This is a genomic window from Gordonia sp. ABKF26 (assembly GCF_041103195.1).
GTDB classification, from domain to species: Bacteria; Actinomycetota; Actinomycetes; order Mycobacteriales; family Mycobacteriaceae; genus Gordonia; species Gordonia terrae.
In genome coordinates this window covers 3,140,459-3,158,762 of the sequence record NZ_JBGCVZ010000003.1, presented here as the reverse complement: position 1 = coordinate 3,158,762, position 18,304 = coordinate 3,140,459, and the positions used below count along the sequence as shown (strand labels likewise).

20 protein-coding genes are annotated in these 18,304 nt (G+C 66.5%); 7 read left to right on the top strand and 13 right to left on the bottom strand.

The window, feature by feature from the left end; genetic code table 11:
* Positions 1 to 471 (bottom strand): MarR family transcriptional regulator, encoded by a 471-nt coding sequence (locus AB4Z55_RS14645; RefSeq protein WP_354563175.1) that lies wholly within the window; start codon positions 469 to 471, stop codon positions 1 to 3.
* A gap of 114 nt (positions 472 to 585) precedes the next feature.
* Between AB4Z55_RS14645 and AB4Z55_RS14640 the strand changes: the two genes are divergently transcribed.
* The 3 genes from AB4Z55_RS14640 to AB4Z55_RS14630 all read left to right on the top strand — a co-directional run bounded on the left by AB4Z55_RS14640 (position 586) and on the right by AB4Z55_RS14630 (position 1,807).
* Positions 586 to 1,050 carry a DoxX family protein gene (locus tag AB4Z55_RS14640; RefSeq protein ID WP_354563177.1) on the top strand — a complete coding sequence of 155 codons (465 nt, stop codon included), beginning with the start codon at positions 586 to 588 and terminating at the stop codon, positions 1,048 to 1,050.
* 89 nt (positions 1,051 to 1,139) lie between these two features.
* Positions 1,140 to 1,484 carry an SMR family transporter gene (locus tag AB4Z55_RS14635; RefSeq protein WP_354563179.1) on the top strand — a complete coding sequence of 115 codons (345 nt, stop codon included), beginning with the start codon at positions 1,140 to 1,142 and terminating at the stop codon, positions 1,482 to 1,484.
* A gap of 2 nt (positions 1,485 to 1,486) precedes the next feature.
* Positions 1,487 to 1,807 carry a multidrug efflux SMR transporter gene (locus AB4Z55_RS14630; protein ID WP_004018584.1) on the top strand — a complete coding sequence of 107 codons (321 nt, stop codon included), beginning with the start codon at positions 1,487 to 1,489 and terminating at the stop codon, positions 1,805 to 1,807.
* Positions 1,808 to 1,964: 157 nt separating this feature from the next.
* Here AB4Z55_RS14630 and AB4Z55_RS14625 read toward each other — a convergent pair whose 3' ends face one another.
* From AB4Z55_RS14625 to AB4Z55_RS14600, 6 genes are all read right to left on the bottom strand, one after another.
* Complete coding sequence (locus AB4Z55_RS14625; protein ID WP_354563180.1) at positions 1,965 to 2,969, bottom strand: YihY/virulence factor BrkB family protein; 1,005 nt, start codon at positions 2,967 to 2,969, stop codon at positions 1,965 to 1,967.
* Between the two features lie 137 nt (positions 2,970 to 3,106).
* Positions 3,107 to 4,441, bottom strand: a complete 1,335-nt coding sequence (locus tag AB4Z55_RS14620) for an NAD(P)H-binding protein (protein ID WP_354563182.1) — start codon at positions 4,439 to 4,441, stop codon at positions 3,107 to 3,109.
* 130 nt (positions 4,442 to 4,571) lie between these two features.
* Positions 4,572 to 5,927 carry an LLM class flavin-dependent oxidoreductase gene (locus AB4Z55_RS14615; protein WP_354563184.1) on the bottom strand — a complete coding sequence of 452 codons (1,356 nt, stop codon included), beginning with the start codon at positions 5,925 to 5,927 and terminating at the stop codon, positions 4,572 to 4,574.
* Between the two features lie 38 nt (positions 5,928 to 5,965).
* Positions 5,966 to 7,183, bottom strand: a complete 1,218-nt coding sequence (locus tag AB4Z55_RS14610) for an oxidoreductase (RefSeq protein WP_354563185.1) — start codon at positions 7,181 to 7,183, stop codon at positions 5,966 to 5,968.
* The gene (locus AB4Z55_RS14605) at positions 7,180 to 8,091 is read right to left on the bottom strand and encodes a haloalkane dehalogenase (protein WP_354563187.1); all 912 of its coding nucleotides are present in this window, start codon (positions 8,089 to 8,091) and stop codon (positions 7,180 to 7,182) included. Before AB4Z55_RS14605 ends, AB4Z55_RS14610 begins: the two co-directional genes overlap by 4 nt.
* A 323-nt stretch (positions 8,092 to 8,414) precedes the next feature.
* Positions 8,415 to 8,864: a nuclear transport factor 2 family protein gene (locus AB4Z55_RS14600; RefSeq protein WP_354563188.1), complete on the bottom strand. Its 450-nt coding sequence runs from the start codon at positions 8,862 to 8,864 to the stop codon at positions 8,415 to 8,417.
* A gap of 369 nt (positions 8,865 to 9,233) precedes the next feature.
* Here AB4Z55_RS14600 and AB4Z55_RS14595 point away from each other — a divergent pair, with 369 nt between their 5' ends.
* The 3 genes from AB4Z55_RS14595 to AB4Z55_RS14585 all read left to right on the top strand — a co-directional run bounded on the left by AB4Z55_RS14595 (position 9,234) and on the right by AB4Z55_RS14585 (position 12,186).
* Entirely contained in the window at positions 9,234 to 10,028 is a 795-nt protein-coding gene (locus AB4Z55_RS14595; RefSeq protein ID WP_354563190.1) for a PfkB family carbohydrate kinase, read from the top strand.
* Positions 10,029 to 10,127: 99 nt separating this feature from the next.
* The gene (locus AB4Z55_RS14590; protein ID WP_004018594.1) at positions 10,128 to 10,568 is read left to right on the top strand and encodes a DUF1622 domain-containing protein; all 441 of its coding nucleotides are present in this window, start codon (positions 10,128 to 10,130) and stop codon (positions 10,566 to 10,568) included.
* An 85-nt stretch (positions 10,569 to 10,653) separates the two neighbouring features.
* A complete protein-coding gene (locus tag AB4Z55_RS14585) occupies positions 10,654 to 12,186 on the top strand; it encodes an NAD(P)/FAD-dependent oxidoreductase (RefSeq protein WP_354563191.1) in 1,533 nt (510 codons plus the stop codon).
* Here AB4Z55_RS14585 and AB4Z55_RS14580 read toward each other — a convergent pair.
* A complete protein-coding gene (locus AB4Z55_RS14580; protein ID WP_369519956.1) occupies positions 12,159 to 13,106 on the bottom strand; it encodes a GlxA family transcriptional regulator in 948 nt (315 codons plus the stop codon). The two genes, AB4Z55_RS14585 and AB4Z55_RS14580, sit on opposite strands and share 28 nt — an antisense overlap.
* 122 nt (positions 13,107 to 13,228) lie before the next feature.
* On the opposite strand from AB4Z55_RS14580, the gene AB4Z55_RS14575 reads away from it, so the two are divergent.
* On the top strand, positions 13,229 to 13,864 hold the full coding sequence (locus AB4Z55_RS14575) for an isochorismatase family protein (RefSeq protein ID WP_369519955.1): 636 nt from the start codon (positions 13,229 to 13,231) through the stop codon (positions 13,862 to 13,864).
* A 27-nt stretch (positions 13,865 to 13,891) separates the two neighbouring features.
* On the opposite strand, the gene AB4Z55_RS14570 is transcribed toward AB4Z55_RS14575, so the two are convergent.
* From AB4Z55_RS14570 to AB4Z55_RS14550, 5 genes are all read right to left on the bottom strand, one after another.
* The gene (locus AB4Z55_RS14570) at positions 13,892 to 14,710 is read right to left on the bottom strand and encodes a DUF1206 domain-containing protein (protein WP_369519954.1); all 819 of its coding nucleotides are present in this window, start codon (positions 14,708 to 14,710) and stop codon (positions 13,892 to 13,894) included.
* A gap of 79 nt (positions 14,711 to 14,789) precedes the next feature.
* Complete coding sequence (locus AB4Z55_RS14565; RefSeq protein ID WP_369519953.1) at positions 14,790 to 15,881, bottom strand: YihY/virulence factor BrkB family protein; 1,092 nt, start codon at positions 15,879 to 15,881, stop codon at positions 14,790 to 14,792.
* Between the two features lie 68 nt (positions 15,882 to 15,949).
* A complete protein-coding gene (locus AB4Z55_RS14560) occupies positions 15,950 to 16,675 on the bottom strand; it encodes a lysophospholipid acyltransferase family protein (protein ID WP_369519952.1) in 726 nt (241 codons plus the stop codon).
* An 82-nt stretch (positions 16,676 to 16,757) separates the two neighbouring features.
* Positions 16,758 to 17,801, bottom strand: coding sequence for an NAD(P)-dependent alcohol dehydrogenase (locus AB4Z55_RS14555; RefSeq protein WP_369519951.1), 1,044 nt, complete (start codon positions 17,799 to 17,801; stop codon positions 16,758 to 16,760).
* Between the two features lie 114 nt (positions 17,802 to 17,915).
* Positions 17,916 to 18,287: a TraR/DksA family transcriptional regulator gene (locus AB4Z55_RS14550; protein WP_369519950.1), complete on the bottom strand. Its 372-nt coding sequence runs from the start codon at positions 18,285 to 18,287 to the stop codon at positions 17,916 to 17,918.
* Between the last annotated feature and the right edge of the window lie 17 nt (positions 18,288 to 18,304).

The following is an 18,304-nucleotide window of genomic DNA, read 5'->3' as shown; positions in this document are numbered from 1 at the left end:
CTACGCCGTCCCGGCGGGCCGGGTGTTGATCCGACGCCCGATCGCCGACACCTGCCGGAGCTGCGCACGCGTCAGCCGATCGACGACGAGTTCGCGCACATTGGCGAGATATCCGGGGGCGGTGGCGACCACCTTCTCCCAACCCGACTCGGTGAGAACGGCATTCGTGAACCGTCCGTTCTCCGGGCACGGGTGACGTCGAACCCAACCCCGCTTCTCGAGCCTGGAAACCACGTGTGACAGCCGCGACAACGAGCCATAGGACAGCTCCGCGAGCTGGCTCATCCGCAGAGTGCGCTCGGAAGCTTCGGACAGCGCAGACATCACCTCGTACTCGAAATGGGTGATCTGGGCGTCGCGGAGGAGCTGGGCGTCGAGCGCGTGGGGCAGGTGGGCGAGCGCCGTTGCCACCTGAATCCAGGCGTCCATCTCCTCGTCGTCGAGCCAGTTCGGCTCGGGGGCAGTGGACATCTGCGCAGTGTATACGAAGTGAACACGTCCGCGATCAGGTTGACGCATCAAGTGTGACCACCTAGCCTTCACTTGATACTTCAAGTCAAACCCACCTAGTAAGGCGGCTCAGTCATGACCAACCCCATCGTCCGCAGCGCGGGCATCCTCATCGGACGCGTCGCTCTCGGCGTGATCTTCCTGGCTCACGGCCTGCAGAAGTTCCAGCAGAACGGCTGGACGGGACCGCAGACCGGGTTCGACATGATGGGTGTGCCGGCCGCGTCGTTCTCGGCGTTCGTGGTCACGTGGCTCGAGATCCTCGGCGGCATCGCCCTGATCGTCGGGGTGCTGACCCCGATCATCGCCGCGCTGTTCGTCATCGACATGGTCGGCGCGCTGTTCATCGCCCACGTCGACAGCGGGATCTGGGTCTCCGACGGCGGATACGAGTTCGTCCTCGCACTCGCGGCCGGTTCGCTGCTGCTGGCGGTCGTCGGCGCCGGCCGGTTCAGCGTCGACGCCGCGCTGGGCTCGAAGGTGAATTGGCTCGCCACCGACGATTCCCGCTCGGGTGAGCTCGCCGGCACCTCTCGCTGACGCCCGCATGACGCCACGCCCTGGTCCATCGGCCAGGGCGTGGCGTCGTTCGCCTAGAGTCGCCATAGACCCCGAGCGGAACGAGAGACATGACCTGGCTGATGCTGATCGCGGCGATCGCCTCGGAGGTGGCGGCGACGTTGTCGCTGAAGGGTTCAGAGACCGAACCGGCGCTGTATGCGGTCGTCGCCGTGGGCTACACGATCGCGTTTGCACTCCTCGCCGGAGTCCTCAAGCGCGGCATGGGGATCGGCGTCGCCTACGGGATCTGGTCGGCGTCGGGGGTAGCCCTCACCGCGATTCTGGCGACCTGGATCTTCGACGAACCCTTCGGGATCGTGATGGGGATCGGCATCGTGTGCATCATGGTCGGGGTGGTGCTGGTCGAGACCGGCCACCGGCGACCTGTCGACGCCGGCGCACCGGAGGCCTGACCGTGGGCTATCTCTTCATCGTCGCGGCCATCATCGCCGAGGTCACCGGCACTCTCGCACTACGCGCCGCAGCCACCGGAAGTCGGCGTTTCTACGGACTGGTCGTGGCCGGGTACCTGACCGCGTTCGTCGCATTGACACTCGGACTGAGACACGGTGTGCCCCTTGGTGTCGCCTATGGCATCTGGGCGGCCGCCGGGGTCGCGGCCACGGCGGTCGCCGCACACTTCCTGTTCCGCGAACGCCTCAACCGCCGGATGGTCACCGGAATCGGCGTGATCATCGTGGGTGTGCTTCTCATCGAGTTGGGTGCGCTGCACTGACATCCGGGCTTCGTTCACGAGGCCGGGTCACCGGGTGGCTTCGACTCGACGCCTCGACCTCGACACGCTCCTTCGTCGCTCGCTCGGCCCGGCGGCTGCGCTCGGTGTCGGCTCGATCAGCGGGTGGGCGCGCGCACGTGACGCGTGAGCGGTCGTCTCACTCACGCGTCCGCGGGTCCTCCAATTCGGCGTCGGAGTCGACGTCGCGCGGGTTGTCGAAGGAGACATCGATCTCCTGGAAGCCCTTGTTGCGCTGCGCGAGAACCTGTGCGGCGTATGCCGCCTCATCACCCTTCGTCAAGCTGACGTTGTCGGTGAAGGGGGTCAGCAGCGACCGCGGGTAGAGGCGATCGACACGGACCGCATTGGTCTCGAGACAGAACACGATCACGATCGACGACACGTACAGAAACGCCAGCAGGCCGAGCACGATCGCGAAGACCCCGTTGGTCGAACTCGCGTTCCCGATGACGTGCTGCACGTAGACCGCGCCGAAGGTCTGGATGATCTGCCAGCAGACCGCTGCGCCGAAAGCTCCTGGCAGAACGTTCCGTACCGACACGTCACGGGCGGTGCCGATCCGGAACGCAATCGTGAACACCAACGTACTCAGCGCCACCGACGCCAGGATGGCAAGCCAACGGCCCACGATCCCAAGCTCGAATGCCGCCGAGACGCCGTTGACAATGGTCAGGCCGATCACCGCGACGCCGATGGTGGACAGCAACAACAGCCCACGCAGACGGGCGAAGATCGGATCGGGGCGCTCATTGCGCGGGACCGCCCAGATCGTGTTCATCGCGTTCTGGGCGGCGACGGCGACACCGAGGCCGCCGTACAGCGACACCACGATCCCGATGACGATCGCAGTGACCCCGCCACTGAGTTTCTCGGGTTCCTCGAGTTGCCCGCCGATGACCGGGATCTGACTCATCGCCGAGTCGAGGATTCGTTCCTGCAGGTCGGGGTTGTCGGCCAAGACGATCCCCAGCACGGTCGCGAACAGCAGGAGCAGCGGGAACAGCGAGATGAACGCGTAATAGGCGCACAGCGCAGCGAGATACGCGCCCTGATCGTCGACGAACTTGTAGATGACCGCGAGCGGAAAGCCCGTCGCGGGATGACGCCGCTGGAACCGGTCGACCCGCTCGGTCAACGACACCCGATCATCCCCTTCCTCGACGGATCGTCATTCGTCACCCGCTCCGTCGAACGAGTCGCTCACCGGGGGTTACCACGGTGCTGCCGACTCTAACCCGGGGGCTGACGAATCCATCGCTACGTCATCGGATCGGCGGTTCACCGAAGTGGATCAGCGCCGGGGATGCCGAGTGCGCGAAAAGGTCGGCCGAGACGCCAGAACGCGAGGCCGGCGAGACCGCGCGGAAAGAACCGCTCCGTGGTCGTGATCTCCACGACGCCGGCCGTCCCGGCCGCATCATCGATCTGATGCTCCCGATACGATCTGCCGAATCGATTGTCGCGGAGTCGTACTCGAAGGAGATCGGGACGTCGGGCGAGCGCGATCTCGCCTCCGTGCCGCGCCTGCCGTTCGAGCCGGTCCCAGACCGTCGTGGTGCTGGCGCGCTCGCTGGTGCGGGTGACCCGCTCGAAGATCTCCTCACCGGCCCAGTCCGGGTCGGTGGGAAGGGGTTCGGCCGGAGACACGTCGGCGGAGGCATTGGCCCACGAGGCCCGGCCGTCACCGCGCGCAGACCGCTCGAGGGTGCGGGCCACCGCCTCCGAGTAGGGGGTCAGGCCGCCCTCCGGCCGATCGATGATCGCGTCGACCGCCCGGTCGCGACACACGGCGTCGCATTCGAGAGATTCGATCAGCGGCCGAGCGATCTTGCCGCGAATGGGCGTGACGAACCGGACCCATCGACTGGCCAGTGCCGGAGTGAGATAGGGAAGCACCACCATGATGCGGGGACGGAGGCCGGCGACCTCGGCGTACACCTGCATCATGCCGCCGTACTCCAGGACGTCCGGTCCACCGATGTCCCACGTTCGTGACGACGGGACCATGGCGGTGGCCGCCTCGACGAGGTAGTGCAGCGCATCGTCGACCGCGATCGGCTGGATCTTGTTGTGGACCCATCGAGGAGTGGTCATCGCGGGCAAGCGCTCGGTGAGGTGCCGGATGAGTTCGAACGACGCCGATCCCGAGCCGATCAGCGTGCCCGCCTGCAATGCGACGGTCTCGATCGGCGAGTCGATCAGGATGTCACCGACCTCGGCTCGGGACGCGAGATGTTCGGAGAGATCGGTGCCGGTGGGGTGCAGGCCACCCAGATACACGATCCGGGCGACCCCGTTCTGCTGGGCCGCCGCGACCACGTTCTCCGCAGCGCGCCGCTCCTCCGCGGCGAAGTCGGCGTCGGTGCTCATCGAATGCACCAGGTGGTAGACGACGTCGACTCCGGCGAACGCCTTCACCAGTGAGTCACGGTCGGAGAGGTCGCCTTCGACCACCTCGGCACCCGGATCGGACAGCCACGGTGCACCGGACAGCTTGTCCGGCGTCCGCGCCAGCGCGCGGACGCTGTGTCCGCGTGCCAGCAACCGCGGCGCCAACCGACCTCCGACGTAGCCGGTTGCTCCGGTGACCAGACAGGTTCGCGACTCGTCCACCTGACTCCTCTGCTCGGGGTTTGTCCCCAGGTTAGGAGCGCGTTGGTGTCATGTCGTCCGGTCGGAGCGGTCGGTGCACGATCGTTCTCTGCGGCCACGATTCAGTAACGACAAGGCGGACCGGCGCAGCTCACCGCGCTCGATCGGCGCTGCTCGTCGACTCCCGAACCCGGTTCGGACGAGGCAGACCAAGATGGTCGCGCAAGGTAGTTCCTTCGTAGCCCTCGCGGAACAGGCCCCGTGTGCGCAGGATCGGCACCACGGTCTCGGCGAACGTGTCGAACCCACCGGGGAGGTACGGAGGCATGACGTTGAAGCCGTCCGCGGCACCGGCATCGAGCCACTCGACCATCGTGTCGGCGATCTGTTCGGGCGTGCCCGCCACGACCCGGTGTCCGCGCGCCCCGGCGAGGCGGTGCAACAACTGCCGCAAGGTGGGGCGTTCGCGGCGGACGATGTCGGCGTAGACCTGGGTGCGCGATTTCTTGTTGTTCGTAACGTCCCCCGCATCGCCGAAGGCCTCGATCGGCACCGGTGCGTCGAGTTCGAGGTCATCGAGGTCGACGTAGGCGAAGTCCTTCAGCTGCATCAGTCCGAAGGCCGGGATGGTCAGCTCGTTGAATTCGGTCTCGAGTCTGCGTGCCTCGGCTTCGGTTCCGCCGATGAACGGACTGAGACCGGGCAGGATCTTGATGTGCTCGGGGTCGCGACCGAGCGCGGCCGCCTTGCCCTTGACGTCGGCGTAGAACGCCTGCGCGTCGTCGATGCGCTGCTGGGCGGTGAAGATCGCCTCGGCGTGACGCGCCGCGAACTCCCGGCCGTGATCGGAGGACCCGGCTTGCACCAACACCGGGTGTCCCTGCGGCGGACGCGGAGTGGTCAACGGCCCGGCCACGTTGACGTGTGGACCGCTGATGCGAGGCGCCGTGATGCGGGTGGGATCGGCGTACTGTCCTGCCTCCCGATCGATCCGGACTGCATCGTCGTCCCACGAATCCCACAGCGTGAGAACTGCTTCGACGAACGCATCCGCTCGTTCGTACCGCGTGCCGGCATCCGGATTACCGGGTAGTCCGAAATTGCGGGCCGCGTCCGGGGAGTCGGTGGTGACGATGTTCCACGCCGCGCGCCCCCGGGACAGATGGTCGAGGCTCGAGAGCGCGCGGGCGAGGTGCCACGCGTAGGAGTACGTGGTCGACGCGGTGGCGATGAGGCCGATGCGCTCGGTGGCACCGGCGATCGTGGCCAACGTCAGCAACGGGTCGAGTCGGCCGGCAGCGTTGAACTCGATGTTCGCGTCGAGTTTCGGGATGTCGGCGAGGAACACCGCGTCGAAGGCTGCTGCCTCGGCCGATCGAGCCAACTCGGTGTAGAAAGCGGGGTCGAACATCCGCTCCGGCGTCGAACTGGGGTGACGCCAGGCCGCCTCGTGATGCCCGGAAGACAGAATGAACAGATTGAGATGGAGTTGGCGACGATCAGCCATGGGGGACGCGGTGTTCCTTTTCGGAAGTGATGACTTGGTCAGAAGTACGTGTTGTCGGGCAGGGTCGTGTCGTTGACCAGCAGGTCACCGATCGCGCGGTTCTTGAATCGAGTGGGGTTGTGCGACGCGACTGTCCGGATGTTGCGCCAGTGGCGGTCGAGATTGACCGATCGTTTGACGGCCGACGCACCGCCCACGTCGAACAGCAACGTCGCGGCGCGAAGGGCCAGGTCGTCGACGACGACCTGGGCCTGTGAGGCGCGCAGCGCTGCTTCGTGCACCACGGCATCGTCGGTTCGACCGTCGACAACCGTGCCGGGGATCCGGGCGAGATCATCGGCGACGTCGAGGACAACCGAACGCGTGGCCTGTGCCAGCGACGAGATCTCACCGACGACCTCGAGCAGCACCGGATCCTCTCTCGGTACATCTGCGGACCCGTGGGTGAAGCTGCGTGTGCGACCTCTGAGGAGGTTCACCGCGTCATCAACGACCGCAAGGGCGTTCCCGGCGACGACGGCGTTGAGGTAGTGCTGGTAGAAGGGACCGAGGTGCCAGCGTGGGATCGTGCTCAGGTCCTCCGGAGGGAGGGTCACCTCGTCGGCGAGAACACTGACTCCCTCGAAACGGGTTGTGCCGGTACCGGTCAGGGACTGGCCGAAGCCGTCCCAATCGTCCTCGACGATGATCCCGGGCCGATCGAGCGGTATCAGTGCCTGCACGGGCACGCCGCCCGGGGTGACACCGGTGACGAAGGTGTGCTCGGAGTACAGCGTGCCCGTCGAGTAGTACTTGACGCCGTCCAGCCGATAGCCGTCGCCGTCGGGCGTGAACGTGGTCGACTTGGCGAAGTCCCCGGCATCCCTGCTGCTCAGTTCGTTGTTCCCGTTGCCGATCAGCTCGCCGGCCGCGACCCGCTGTAACCACAGCTCACGGCGCGGAGAATGCGGCCACAGCAAGATGTCCTCGACGGTGCCGTAGTGCGCCCGGAGCAGATGGCCGAGGTTGGAGTCCGCGCGACTGAGCCGGATGACGAGATCGAAGAGTTCGCGGACGGTGGCACCCCCGCCGCCGTCGGCGGGCGTGAGCCGATAGGCGCCCAGTTTTGCTGCCTTCAGCCACCGCACCTGTTCGTGGGGTGCGGTCCCGGTGTGCTCGCGCTCGAAACTGCCGTCCGCGATCCGGTCCAGCAGGGCGTCGAGTTCGATCGAGCCCGGGCGGACCGGGACCTGGGTGGGATCTGCGGAGATGGTCATCGGACGTCTCCCGCCCGCGCCAGGAGGTCGACCACGCCGTCCGCGATGGCCTGTGGCTGTTCCTCCTGGACGAAATGCACACCCTGGCCGGCGGCCCGGACCTCGAGATCGGCGATATGTGCGGTCGCCCAGGACAGGATGTCCGGCGTCAGAAGGAATCCCGGCTCGAAGGTCAACAACAGCTTGGGAACTCCGGAGCTGCTCTCCAGCCATTCGACACTGCGGTCGAGGAACTCGACGGTCCCGACAGGGTTCCCGTCGATCGGCAGATTCCGGGGGAACCGGATGAGGTGCGCGCGGCCTTCCACGGTGGGGAAGGGAGCGAGGTACACGTCGAGATCTTCCTGGGCAGGCCGTTCCAGGAACGCGCCGGGGAAGACCTGGGTGAGGAACTGGTTGTCCTCGACCACGAACTTCTCCCCGTCACCCGGGGTCCGGATGAGTTGCTGCGCCTGCACGAAGGGCTGGGGCAGATCGGCCGAAGCGATGTCACGAAGCACCGGCTCGGCGAGAAGCACCGCCTTCACACGATCAGGATGCCGTGCCGCCCAATCGATCCCGAATGCGGCGCCGTAGTCCTGCAGAACGAGCGTCACCCGGCTCAGGTCCAGGGCCTCGAACCAGGCGTCGAGGTATCGAACGTGGTCGTCGAGCTCGTAGGCGATGTCCGGTCGGCCGGAATCACCGAAGCCGATGAGGTCGGCGGCGATCAGACGTCCGCGTCCGGTGAGGCGGGTGAAGACGTGACGCCACAGGTACGAGCTCGTCGGGCTGCCGTGGAGGAACACGATGGGGTCGCCGTCACCGTGCTCGACATGGTGGATGTGGGAATCCAGGACCGGGGTGTCGACGCTACGGGCGTCGGGTCCGAAGGCGCCGAGCGGAATCGCTCGAGAAGTCTGGGTCATCGAAGATCCTTGTCGAGATGTGGCATTGCTGCCGATGGGGGTCGTCGGCACAAGTTACCCAGCGCGAGACATGCCCAGATCGTTGCGCGATGCGGGTGACGACGGTCTCCCTCCGAACCGAGGACGAGAACCCGCGCGCGGGATGAGGGCGCACCGGTCGACGGATCAGTGAACTGGGACAACACAAGTGAGGCACGCATGTGACACGCGGCCGGACGCCCCGTTGCCGACATCGTCAAGGTCCACGAAAGATAAACCTCTACAGGTTTTAAGTCCCGGAGATCGGCGACCCGACGCCCTCGGCACCGCGACTCGGCCGCGCGTCAGCTACCTTCTGTGCCCGCGGGGGAGTTCTCGAACCACAGGCACTCTTCCACGAGCCCGGAGCTCTTCCAGCCGTCGGGTGTTCGGACCATCGTGTGGTGGTAGTTACCACCGCAGGTGCTGAGTTCGGGCATCCCCACGAAACGCATCGGGTTGTAGAACATCGCCCGCACGCCGGCACGGTCACCCGTGCCGTCGTGGTCGAAGGTGCACTCGATGTTGGTGATGAAGTGCTGGCTCACCGACACGAATGCGAAACTCTCCTCGAGCCAGGCCGCGATCTCGTCGCGCGTGCCCGCCTGACCGAACGGCGTCGACGAGTAGTCGACCACCGCCTCCGGGGTGAACACCGAGCGCCACAATTCCCAGTCCTTGGTGTCGACGGCGCGTGAGTACCGGTACAGCGTGTCCGCGATGCCGAACCGGTCGCTGATCTCCTGCAGGTCCATCGTTCTCCAGTCCGTCGAACTGCGGTCCGGGGCGGCCGTGACGCAGCGTCCCATGGCCGCGATCCGCCTCGTCGCCGACTATAGACACCGGTCCAGACGAGTGTCAGGGATTTCGGGACTGCGCGGCGTCGGGTCGCGGTCCCCGGATGCCCGGGCTCAGCCCGGCGCCACGGTGTCTCCCAATCCGAGTCATCGAGAAACCGTCGAAGCGAGCGAAGGATCAGGCAGTGGGCCGCGCCGTGGACGCACCGGAAACCGAGATCGCCCCCGCGGACGGTGCGGTGCGAGCAGACCGGTGGTTCGCGAAGGGGTGCGCGACGGGGTGTAGAAAAGGACCCGAGTCCAGGAAGGCCACGGGAGGAGATCGTGATGTCGGTGGTGTCGTATGTGATCGCCGGGTCGGAGGCCAGCGGGGGAGCGGGCATCCAAGCCGACCTGCGCACGTTCGCGCAGCTCGGCACCTACGGGGTCGGGACCATCACCTGCATCGTGTCCTTCGACCCGAACAACGGGTGGGCACATCGATTCGTACCCGTCGAGTCCGCGGTGATCGCCGATCAGATCGAGGTGGCCACCGTCGCGCATGAACCCGACGTCGTGAAGATCGGCATGCTGGGCACGCCGGCCACCATCTCGACCGTCGCGAAGGCCTTGGCCGCGCGTGCGTGGCGCGACGTGGTCGTCGACCCGGTGCTCATCTGCAAGGGCCAGGAACCCGGGGCGGCCCTCGACACCGACAACGCGCTGCGTTCGGAGATCCTGCCGCTGGCCACCGTGGTGACCCCCAATTTGTTCGAGGCAGCAACCCTGGCCGGCATGGACGAGCTGGCGTCGATCGATGACCTCGCCGAAGCGGCGCGTCGAATCCACGACCTCGGGCCTCGGGTGGTCGTCGTCAAGGGCGGGGTCGGGCTGCCCGGCGACGAGGCGGTCGATGTGGTCTTCGACGGCACCGAGGTCACTGTCTTGCGCGCCCCGAAGGTGGGTAACGAGCGCGTCTCCGGGGCCGGTTGCGTGTTCGCCGCCGCCACGACCGCCGAACTCACCAAGGGCGTCGAGGTTCTCGACGCGATCCGGACCGCCAAGCAGTTCACCCACGACGGCATCGTCGGTCGTCTCGCCTCGCGTGCGCCGTTCGACGCCGTGTGGCACGGCTCGAAGTAGTCCCGGTAGCGCGCCCGCGGGGAACGCCCGCACGACGCATCCGGTCGGTGCGCGCGATCGTTGGTCCCGAGCCGTCTCGCTTCCCGTAATCTGACGCGCATGAGCGGCGAGGACGTGTTCACCACGGTCGCGGTCGGGTTCGAGGCTGTCGGCGCATTCGCGATGATCGTCGGCGCGATCATCGCCTGCGTGCTGGGGGTCCGGTCACTCCGCCGCGGGGAGGGCGGAGGGACCGCATTCTCCGTCCTCCGCAACACGCTCGGGGCGGCCATACTTCTCGGCTTGGAGGTACTGGTCGCGGCCGACCTCATCCGGACGATCACCTCCAAACCCTCGATCGAGGACGCACTCATCCTCGGGATCATCGTCCTCATCCGGACCGTGCTGTCCATGTCCATCCAGATCGAGATCGAAGGTGTGGCACCGTGGCGTCGTGCGCTCGTGACCAGCGGCGGACGCCTGCTGGGCGCGGCGGTCGCCCAGGACTCGGCAGCGGCGCGTCCAACGGCCGAAACACCAACTCACCCGGCTGACAGGTGAGTCCAGCACACCAGCACAGCGGAACGACGGATGTGCGGCATCCTGGATGGGCACCGTACGGGGAGTATGACCGAAGGAGAATCGGGTGACGACCACGCCACACGAAGTCGATGTCCTCATCGTCGGGGCCGGGATCTCGGGCATCGGCGCGGCGCGCTGGGTGCGGACCGAGCATCCCGGCAAGTCGATCGTCGTCGTGGAGGCCCGGGAAAAGGCCGGCGGCACGTGGGACCTGTTCCGCTATCCGGGTATTCGGTCTGACTCGGACTTGCACACCTTCGGTTACGACTTCAAGCCCTGGACTGATCGACAGGCCATCGCCGATGCCCCGCGCATTCTCGACTACCTCCACGAGACGATCGACGAGAACGACCTGGGATCTCTGGTCCGGTACGGACATCGAGTCGTGTCCGCCGCCTGGTCGTCCGATGCGGCTCGGTGGCTCGTCGACATCGAACGCGCCGGCACCGCCGAACGGGTGCAGATCAGTGCCCGGTGGATCTTCTGCGGCTCAGGCTATTACGACTATGACGAGGGATTCTCGCCGGAGTTCAACGGGACCGAGCGGTTTCGCGGCGAGATCGTTCATCCGCAGCACTGGCCCGAGGACCTCGACTACACGGACAAGCGAGTCGTGGTCATCGGCAGCGGCGCCACGGCGGTCACACTGCTGCCCGCGATGGCCGGTCAGGCGGCACACGTCACCATGCTGCAGCGAACCCCGACCTACATCATCCCGCTGCCGCGCGAAGACGCGATCGCCAACGCCCTGAAGAAGGTCTTCGGCACCGAACGCGGTTACGCACTGACCCGGCACAAGAACGTCGCGCAGCAACGGGTGTTGTTCGAACTGTGTCAACGGTTTCCATCGGTCGCACGCCGGATGATCCGCAAGATCAACGAATCACAACTGCCTGACGGTTATCCGGTGGACACCCATTTCAATCCGCCCTACAACCCATGGGATCAGCGGTTGTGTGTGGTCCCCGACGCCGACCTCTTCCGGACCATCCGTGCGGGGGAGGCCTCGATCGTCACCGATCGGGTCGACACCTTCACCGAGACCGGCATCCGGACCGCCGGCGGCGAAGAACTCGAGGCCGACATCGTCGTCACCGCAACAGGATTGAACATCAAGATCATCGGCGGCATCGAGCTGACGGTCGACGGTCAACCGGTGTCGCTTCCCGACACCGTCGTCTATCGCGGGATGATGCTGTCCGGGGTCCCGAACTTCGCGCTGGCGATCGGCTACACCAATGCGTCGTGGACCCTCAAGATCGGCTTGCTGTGCGAGTACTTCTGCAAGCTGCTCGCACACATGGACTCCCAGGGATACGACAGCGTGTGGGCGGTGGCCGACCCGGAGATGCCGACGCGGCCGCTGCTCGACTTCGGGGCCGGATATGTGCAACGGGCGTTGGACACCCTGCCCAAGCAGGGCCCCGAGGAACCGTGGGTCATGTCGATGAGTTACTACGCCGACCGCCGGTTGTTCCGGGGCGAGGTCGACGACGACAGACTGCGTTTCGCACGGGCCAGAGATCGGGCGAGGCCGGGAATCGGGGAGTCGGCCGGACGCACCACGAGTCACACACCCCGGAACTGCCGCCGATAGCTGGCCGGTGACGTCGCGAACGCGGCGGCGAAGTTCTGACGCATCGTGACGGCGCTGCCGAAACCGCAACGGCGAGCGACCGTGTCGATCGCGAGATCAGTCGTCTCCAGGAGGACACGGGCCGCATCGAGGCGTTGGGACAGCACCCACTGCGCGGGGGTCGTTCCGGTTGCGACCTTGAAGTTGCGGACGAAACCGCGCGTACTCATACAGGCCTGCGCCGCGAGTCGGTCGACGGTCAGCGTCTCGTCGAGATGCTCCAGCGCCCAATCGATCACGTCGCCGATCGGGTTGCCCGTGTGCGTCTCCGGAACGGGACGGCGCGTGTACTGGGCCTGGCCACCGTCGCGGTGCGGGGCGACGACCAGGCGCCGCGCGACGTCGTTGGCGATGTCGGCGCCCAGCCGGTTCCGCACCAGATGCAAACAGGCATCGACTGCGGAGACCGTGCCGGCCGACGTCATCACGTCACCGTGATCCACGTAGAGAACCAGCGAGTCGACCTCGATGTCGGCGTGCCGCGCCCTGAGGGCGTCCATGACTGCCCAATGCGTCACCGCGGGCCGTCCGGCGAGCAGACCGGAGTCCGCGACGGCGACCGCGCCCAGGCACAACCCGACGATCGTCGCACCCCGCTCGTGCGCACCGCGCAGGACTTCTCGAAGAGCGTCATCGAGCGCGGGAAGATGTTCAGGCCATGAGGGCACGACGACGATGTCAGCGGTTGTCGCCGAGTCCGGTCCGGCCACACCGGACAGGCGGTAGCCCTCGGCAACCGTCACGTCGCCACCGGTGAAGCTCCAGAGGGTTGTCTCCCACGACACGGACGGCAGCACGCGGGTGACCTCACCGAACACCAGTTGGGGAGCAGCCAGGTGAAAGGTGGACACACCGTCGAAAGCGTAGATCGCGATTCTCATCGTGGCTCATTCTCATCGATGGAGGGCATCTGCGCCACTTCCGGTCGAGGGCTCGCCCTCGCACAATCGGGGGACCCGCGTCTCGCCGTACGGGTAGACGCGAACCATCAGAAGGAGCCTTCGTGGCCGCACCCAGACGCGCACTCGTTCTCGTCGACATCCAGAACACGTACTTCGACGGCCCGCTTGCCATCCAGTACCCGCCGAGAGACACGAGTCTGTCGAACATCACCCGGATCATCGACCACGCCGAAGCCAATGGCATCCCGGTGGCCGTTGTCCAACACACACTGCCGGCGGAAGCTCCGGTCTTCGCCGAAGGCAGTCCGGCGTGGGAACTGCATCCCGACGTGGCCGCCCGCGTCACGCCGTCATGGAAGTCGGTGCACAAGAGCGTCGGCAGCGTCTTCGGCGGTACCGACCTGGCGGACTGGTTGCGAACTCAGGACGTGGACACGATCACGCTCGTCGGTTACATGACCAACAACTGCGATCTGGCATCGGCGGCGGGCGCGGAGGAACTCGGCTTCGGCGTGGAGATCATCTCCGACGCCACCGGTGCCATCCACCTCGCGAACGCTGCCGGGAAGGCATCTGCCGAAGACGTCCACAACACCCTCATGGCACTGCTGAACTCGAATTTCGCCGCGGTGGCCACGACCGACGCGTGGATCGAGGCCATCACCTCCGGCACCGGGCTGGACCGGGACAACCTCGTGAACTCGGCGATCGAGGGACGAAACGCGTTCGGCGCGTGAGTGATCGGCGGTGCGATTCGCGGGGACTCACATCCGCGCGAATCGCACCAGCCAGTAGCAGTACACGCCGTAGGCGGCGATACCCACTGCCGCCAGCACCATCAACACCTGACCGGCAGGCAGTCCGGACAGCGATTTGACCGCGCCGTCGATTCCCGTGGCCTTGGATGGGTCCGCGGTCACGACCGCCACGATGACCAGGATGCCCGTACCGGCGAGGACGACGCCTTTACCGGAGTAGCCGATCACGCCCGCGATGGTCGCAGCCTTGTCGTCGGAGATCTTGAGATCGTCGAGGAACGAACGACTGGCGCCCTTGTACACGTGATAGATCCCGACTCCGATGATGATCAGACCGGCTGCCACGAGAACGAACTTGCCGCCACCGGACTGCAGAAGCCGCGCCGTCAGACCCGCGTTCTCCTGACCACTCGACTTTCCCTGGCCGGTGGCGAAACGGATTGCCGACCACGCGAAACCGACGTAGACGACGGCCAGCGACAGTGCTTTTCCGCGGTCGAACCACTGCTCGGCGCCGTCACTGTCCTCACCCGGCTCGGTGGCGTGAGGGCCCACGATGGCCTCGGCGAGTCGCCACAGTGCAAGAGCGGCGAACGCGACCGCGGCGACCCACAGCACGAACCGGCCGCCTGCTGAGTCGGCGAAGATACCCAGCGCCCCCGATTGATCGGCGTTTCCACCCCCGCCGAACGCGAGGCGCAGAATGATATAGGCGATCAGCAGATGGAGCAGACCGCTGACCCCGTGTCCGGCACGCGCAAGACGCTCGAACCATGGGCTGTCGGTGGCGCGGTCCACCGCGCCGGTCACTTGATTGCGGCTCATCGTGCCACGTTCCTTCCGCCGATCGACCGAGCTCGTGCCAGGTCGGTTGTACTGACGTTACGGGGTACCGCCCCGCAGCTCAGTTCCCTTGCGACTCGCGAAGCGCGCGCGCCTGTTCGATGAACCTCTGATCCTTCTCGTCGTTCTTGTCCGACGCGGTGGTGTCCCGCGGCGGCAGCTGCAGGTGCTCCTCGGCGGGCATGCCCGCCTGGAGTTGCCGGCCGCGTTCGAGTTCCGAATCGAATTCGGCGCCAAAGAGCAGTGCGAGGTTGGTCAGCCACAGCCAGAGCAGGAAGACGATGACCCCGGCGAGGGCTCCGTAGGTCTTGTTGTAACTGCCGAAGTTCGAGACGTACAACGCAAACGCTGCCGACGCGACGATCCAGGTGATGATGGCGAGGACCGCACCGGCGCTGATCCAGCGGAACTTCGGCTGCTGCACGTTCGGCGTTGCCCAGTACAGGATCGCGACGATCAGGACGACGAACAGCAGCAGGATCGGCCAGCGGACGATGTTCCACACGGTGAGTGCGGTGTCACCGAATCCGACGACGTCACCGATGGACTTCGCGATCGGCCCACTGATCGCGAGCATCAGTGCCACTGCCGCCGCGAGGACGAGAGCGACCAGTGTCACCAGCAGCATGATGGGTCGGAGCTTCCAGATGGGTCGGCCCTCGTCGATCTCATACATCCGGTTCATCGCACGGCCGAATGCTCCGACGTAACCGGACGCCGACCACAGGGCGCCGACCAGACCGAGGACGAGCGCGAAACCGGCGCTGGGGGCGGACACCAGCTGTTCGACGGGGCCCCGCAGGGTGTCCACTGCCGAGGACGGTCCGAGGTCGTCGACCATTTGCAGGACGGCGTCGGTCGTCTTCTCGCCCTGGCCGAACACGCCGAGCAGCGACACCAGCGCGAGGAGGGCCGGGAACAGCGACAGCACCGAGTAATAGGTCAACGCGGCAGCCAGGTCCGTGCACTGGTCCCGCGAGAACTCGCGCGCCGTCTTCTTCAGGACGAAGACGATCGACGGCTTGGTCAGATCCGTCGGCGAGTCCGGCTTCCTCGGGTCGTCGGGATCGGCGGAATCCGGATCGTCGCGGACGTCCCGGTCAGATACGGCCGTGTCTCGTTCAGCTGGATCGGCGGCGTCATCTCGTTGCATCTCCTGCGCTTAACCCTGGGGCGCGTAAGCCAAACCCGATCGGCGTCGTCACCCGGGCGGACCCTGAGTCAACGGACCTGGCTGCACGCGTCGTCGACCACCCCTTGCAGATCCCGCTGGATCCATCGGGTGACCGCCGCAGGCGTGTCGTCCCGCCGCGCAGCGAGGTCTACCGGATCACCCAACGCGACGACGGGGCGCCCGCCTCCGTCCGGGTAGGCGATCCCCGCCGAGATCAACCACACCCCGACGTCGTCGCGCAGCGCCCGATGGGCGATGAGGCCGATTCCGGTGCCGAGTCGTTGCACCTGCGTGGGGTCGCCCTCGTTGCACGTGCCTTCCGGAAACACGGCGATGCTGTCACCGCGCGCCATCCGTTCGACGCACACGCCGATCATCTGACGACCCGCATCCGCGGCGGCGCGCACCCCATGGTCCTTCCCGCGGAAGACCGGGATTCCCCCGAGGGTGTCGATCTTCCTGCGTTGCTCGGCATCGGCAAACAGCTCGTCCTTCGCGAGGACCCGCAGATTGCCGATCCGCCTCCGGAGCGGCGACCGGAATCCGGCCGCGGCGAGCACCAGCGGATCCCGTTCGGAGACGTGGTTGGCCGCGATCAGCAACGGTGCACCGCTGCGAACAACGCGCGTGAGACGGTCCCGGGAACGGAGGCGCACGACCGGTCGAATCCGGGCGGCCAGCACTCCGTACATCAGCCGCGCCCGGGTTCGATCCTGCTGATGCGTCAGGTAGTGCTCGTACACAGCCTGGGATTCGGACAGGTCGACCTTCACCTAAGTTACGGTACCGTAGGTTATGTGGGCGCGGGACGGTTGGGGAATTCTCGCCGACGGCTCGATGTGCGTCCTGCGGACGTCAGTCGGGAATCACGACCGCCCGTCCGCGCAGCTCGTTCGCAGCGAGCCGGCGATACGCTTCGAGCCCGTCGTCGAGGGAGAACTTCTCGACGGCGACCTCCAGTACGCCGTCGCGGGCGAGGTCGAGGACCTCGATGAGTTCGTCCCGGGCACCCCAGTACGGTGCGCGTACCGACACCTCGTACGGCTGCGAGAAGAACCCGACCTTGGCGGCCGCGGCCCCGTCACCGATGCCGACGATCACGACATCGCCCATGGTGCCGACGACTCCCATCGCGGTGTCGATCGTCGGCTGCAGTCCGACGAAGTCGAATACGGCTGTGGCCCCGTCATTTCCGGTGATCTTCCGAACATTCGCGACGGCGTCGGCATCGCTGAGGACCGTCTCGTGGGCGCCCACTTCGCGCGCGAACGCGAGCTTGTCATCGCTGACATCGAGGGCGATGATCCGCGCCGGGGTCAGGTGCCTCAGCAGCTGAATCCCGATGTGCCCGAGACCACCCGCGCCGATCACGACCGCGGTGGTGCCGCCGACGAGCTTCGGCAGCGACGGTTTGATCGCATGGTAAGGAGTGAGGCCGGCATCGGTGAGCGGTACCGCCGCAACCGGGTCGAGATCACCGAGCGGCACGAGATGCCGAGCATCGTCGACGATCATGTACTCGGCCATCGCGCCCTCGTTGCCGAGTCCGGGCGGGGCGATGCCGAGTTCGGCGGCGCGGGTGCAGTAGTTCTCGAGGCCACGCGAGCAGAAATGACAGACGCCACAGCCCCACGGGCCGTAGACCGCGACCGCGGTTCCCTCGGTAAGTGATGTGACGCCGCTACCGATCTCGGCGACCACGCCTGCGCCCTCGTGCCCGAGCGTCATCGGCAGCGGATAGGGGAAGCCTTCGGCGGGCATGTTGAGCACGAAATCGTCGGAGTGGCACGCACCGGCCGCGGTCACCTTCAGCAGCACCTGCCCCGGTCCGGGTGTCGGCTTGTCGACCTCGCGGAGTTCGGGCGGATTTCCTGGCTTGACGATCTGGATGGCTTTCATGCCGGACACCTCTCGGTTCGAGTCGTTGCGTGCTCTACCGCCCTCCGGTCTACCCGCGTATGGCCACACGCGCATATGTGGGAGGCGAACCGGACACGAATTCCTGGTCCCTCCTCACCACCGTCTCGACGGACTCCGCGCCGCGCATCGCACGCACTGCCGGGCGGCCGGTAGCACTTCGAGTCGCTCCGCACCGATTGGCGCACCGCAGGTTTCGCACCGGCCGTACGAGCCGGAACCGACTCGATCCAGGGCGGCACCGATCTCGTCGAGCCGGACCCGTGAGCGTTCCAGCTGGGCGACCAGATGTCCGCGTTCGACCGCCAGAGTCGACCCCTCCGGGTCGTGCTCGTCGTCGGCCGCGGCGTCACTCGTCGCCTCGACGACAGCGGCCAGGCGGCTCGACAAGGACTCGATCAGTGCGGCGGTGCGTTCCCTCTCGGCGATGAGTGCCTCGCGGGAGTCGACGTCCTCACCGGGGTTCACGAGTCCTCATCCGACGG

What these genes read in the sequence shown, in the direction of transcription:
- AB4Z55_RS14645 (WP_354563175.1), bottom strand. Translation starts at nt 471, where the DNA reads ATGTCCACTGCCCCCGAGCCGAACTGGCTCGACGACGAGGAGATGGAC.
- AB4Z55_RS14640 (WP_354563177.1), top strand. Translation starts at nt 586, where the DNA reads ATGACCAACCCCATCGTCCGCAGCGCGGGCATCCTCATCGGACGCGTC.
- AB4Z55_RS14635 (WP_354563179.1), top strand. Translation starts at nt 1,140, where the DNA reads ATGACCTGGCTGATGCTGATCGCGGCGATCGCCTCGGAGGTGGCGGCG.
- AB4Z55_RS14615 (WP_354563184.1), bottom strand. Translation starts at nt 5,927, where the DNA reads ATGGCTGATCGTCGCCAACTCCATCTCAATCTGTTCATTCTGTCTTCC.
- AB4Z55_RS14610 (WP_354563185.1), bottom strand. Translation starts at nt 7,183, where the DNA reads ATGACCATCTCCGCAGATCCCACCCAGGTCCCGGTCCGCCCGGGCTCG.
- AB4Z55_RS14605 (WP_354563187.1), bottom strand. Translation starts at nt 8,091, where the DNA reads ATGACCCAGACTTCTCGAGCGATTCCGCTCGGCGCCTTCGGACCCGAC.
- AB4Z55_RS14600 (WP_354563188.1), bottom strand. Translation starts at nt 8,864, where the DNA reads ATGGACCTGCAGGAGATCAGCGACCGGTTCGGCATCGCGGACACGCTG.
- AB4Z55_RS14595 (WP_354563190.1), top strand. Translation starts at nt 9,234, where the DNA reads ATGTCGGTGGTGTCGTATGTGATCGCCGGGTCGGAGGCCAGCGGGGGA.
- AB4Z55_RS14590 (WP_004018594.1), top strand. Translation starts at nt 10,128, where the DNA reads ATGAGCGGCGAGGACGTGTTCACCACGGTCGCGGTCGGGTTCGAGGCT.
- AB4Z55_RS14580 (WP_369519956.1), bottom strand. Translation starts at nt 13,106, where the DNA reads ATGAGAATCGCGATCTACGCTTTCGACGGTGTGTCCACCTTTCACCTG.
- AB4Z55_RS14570 (WP_369519954.1), bottom strand. Translation starts at nt 14,710, where the DNA reads ATGAGCCGCAATCAAGTGACCGGCGCGGTGGACCGCGCCACCGACAGC.
- AB4Z55_RS14565 (WP_369519953.1), bottom strand. Translation starts at nt 15,881, where the DNA reads ATGCAACGAGATGACGCCGCCGATCCAGCTGAACGAGACACGGCCGTA.
- AB4Z55_RS14555 (WP_369519951.1), bottom strand. Translation starts at nt 17,801, where the DNA reads ATGAAAGCCATCCAGATCGTCAAGCCAGGAAATCCGCCCGAACTCCGC.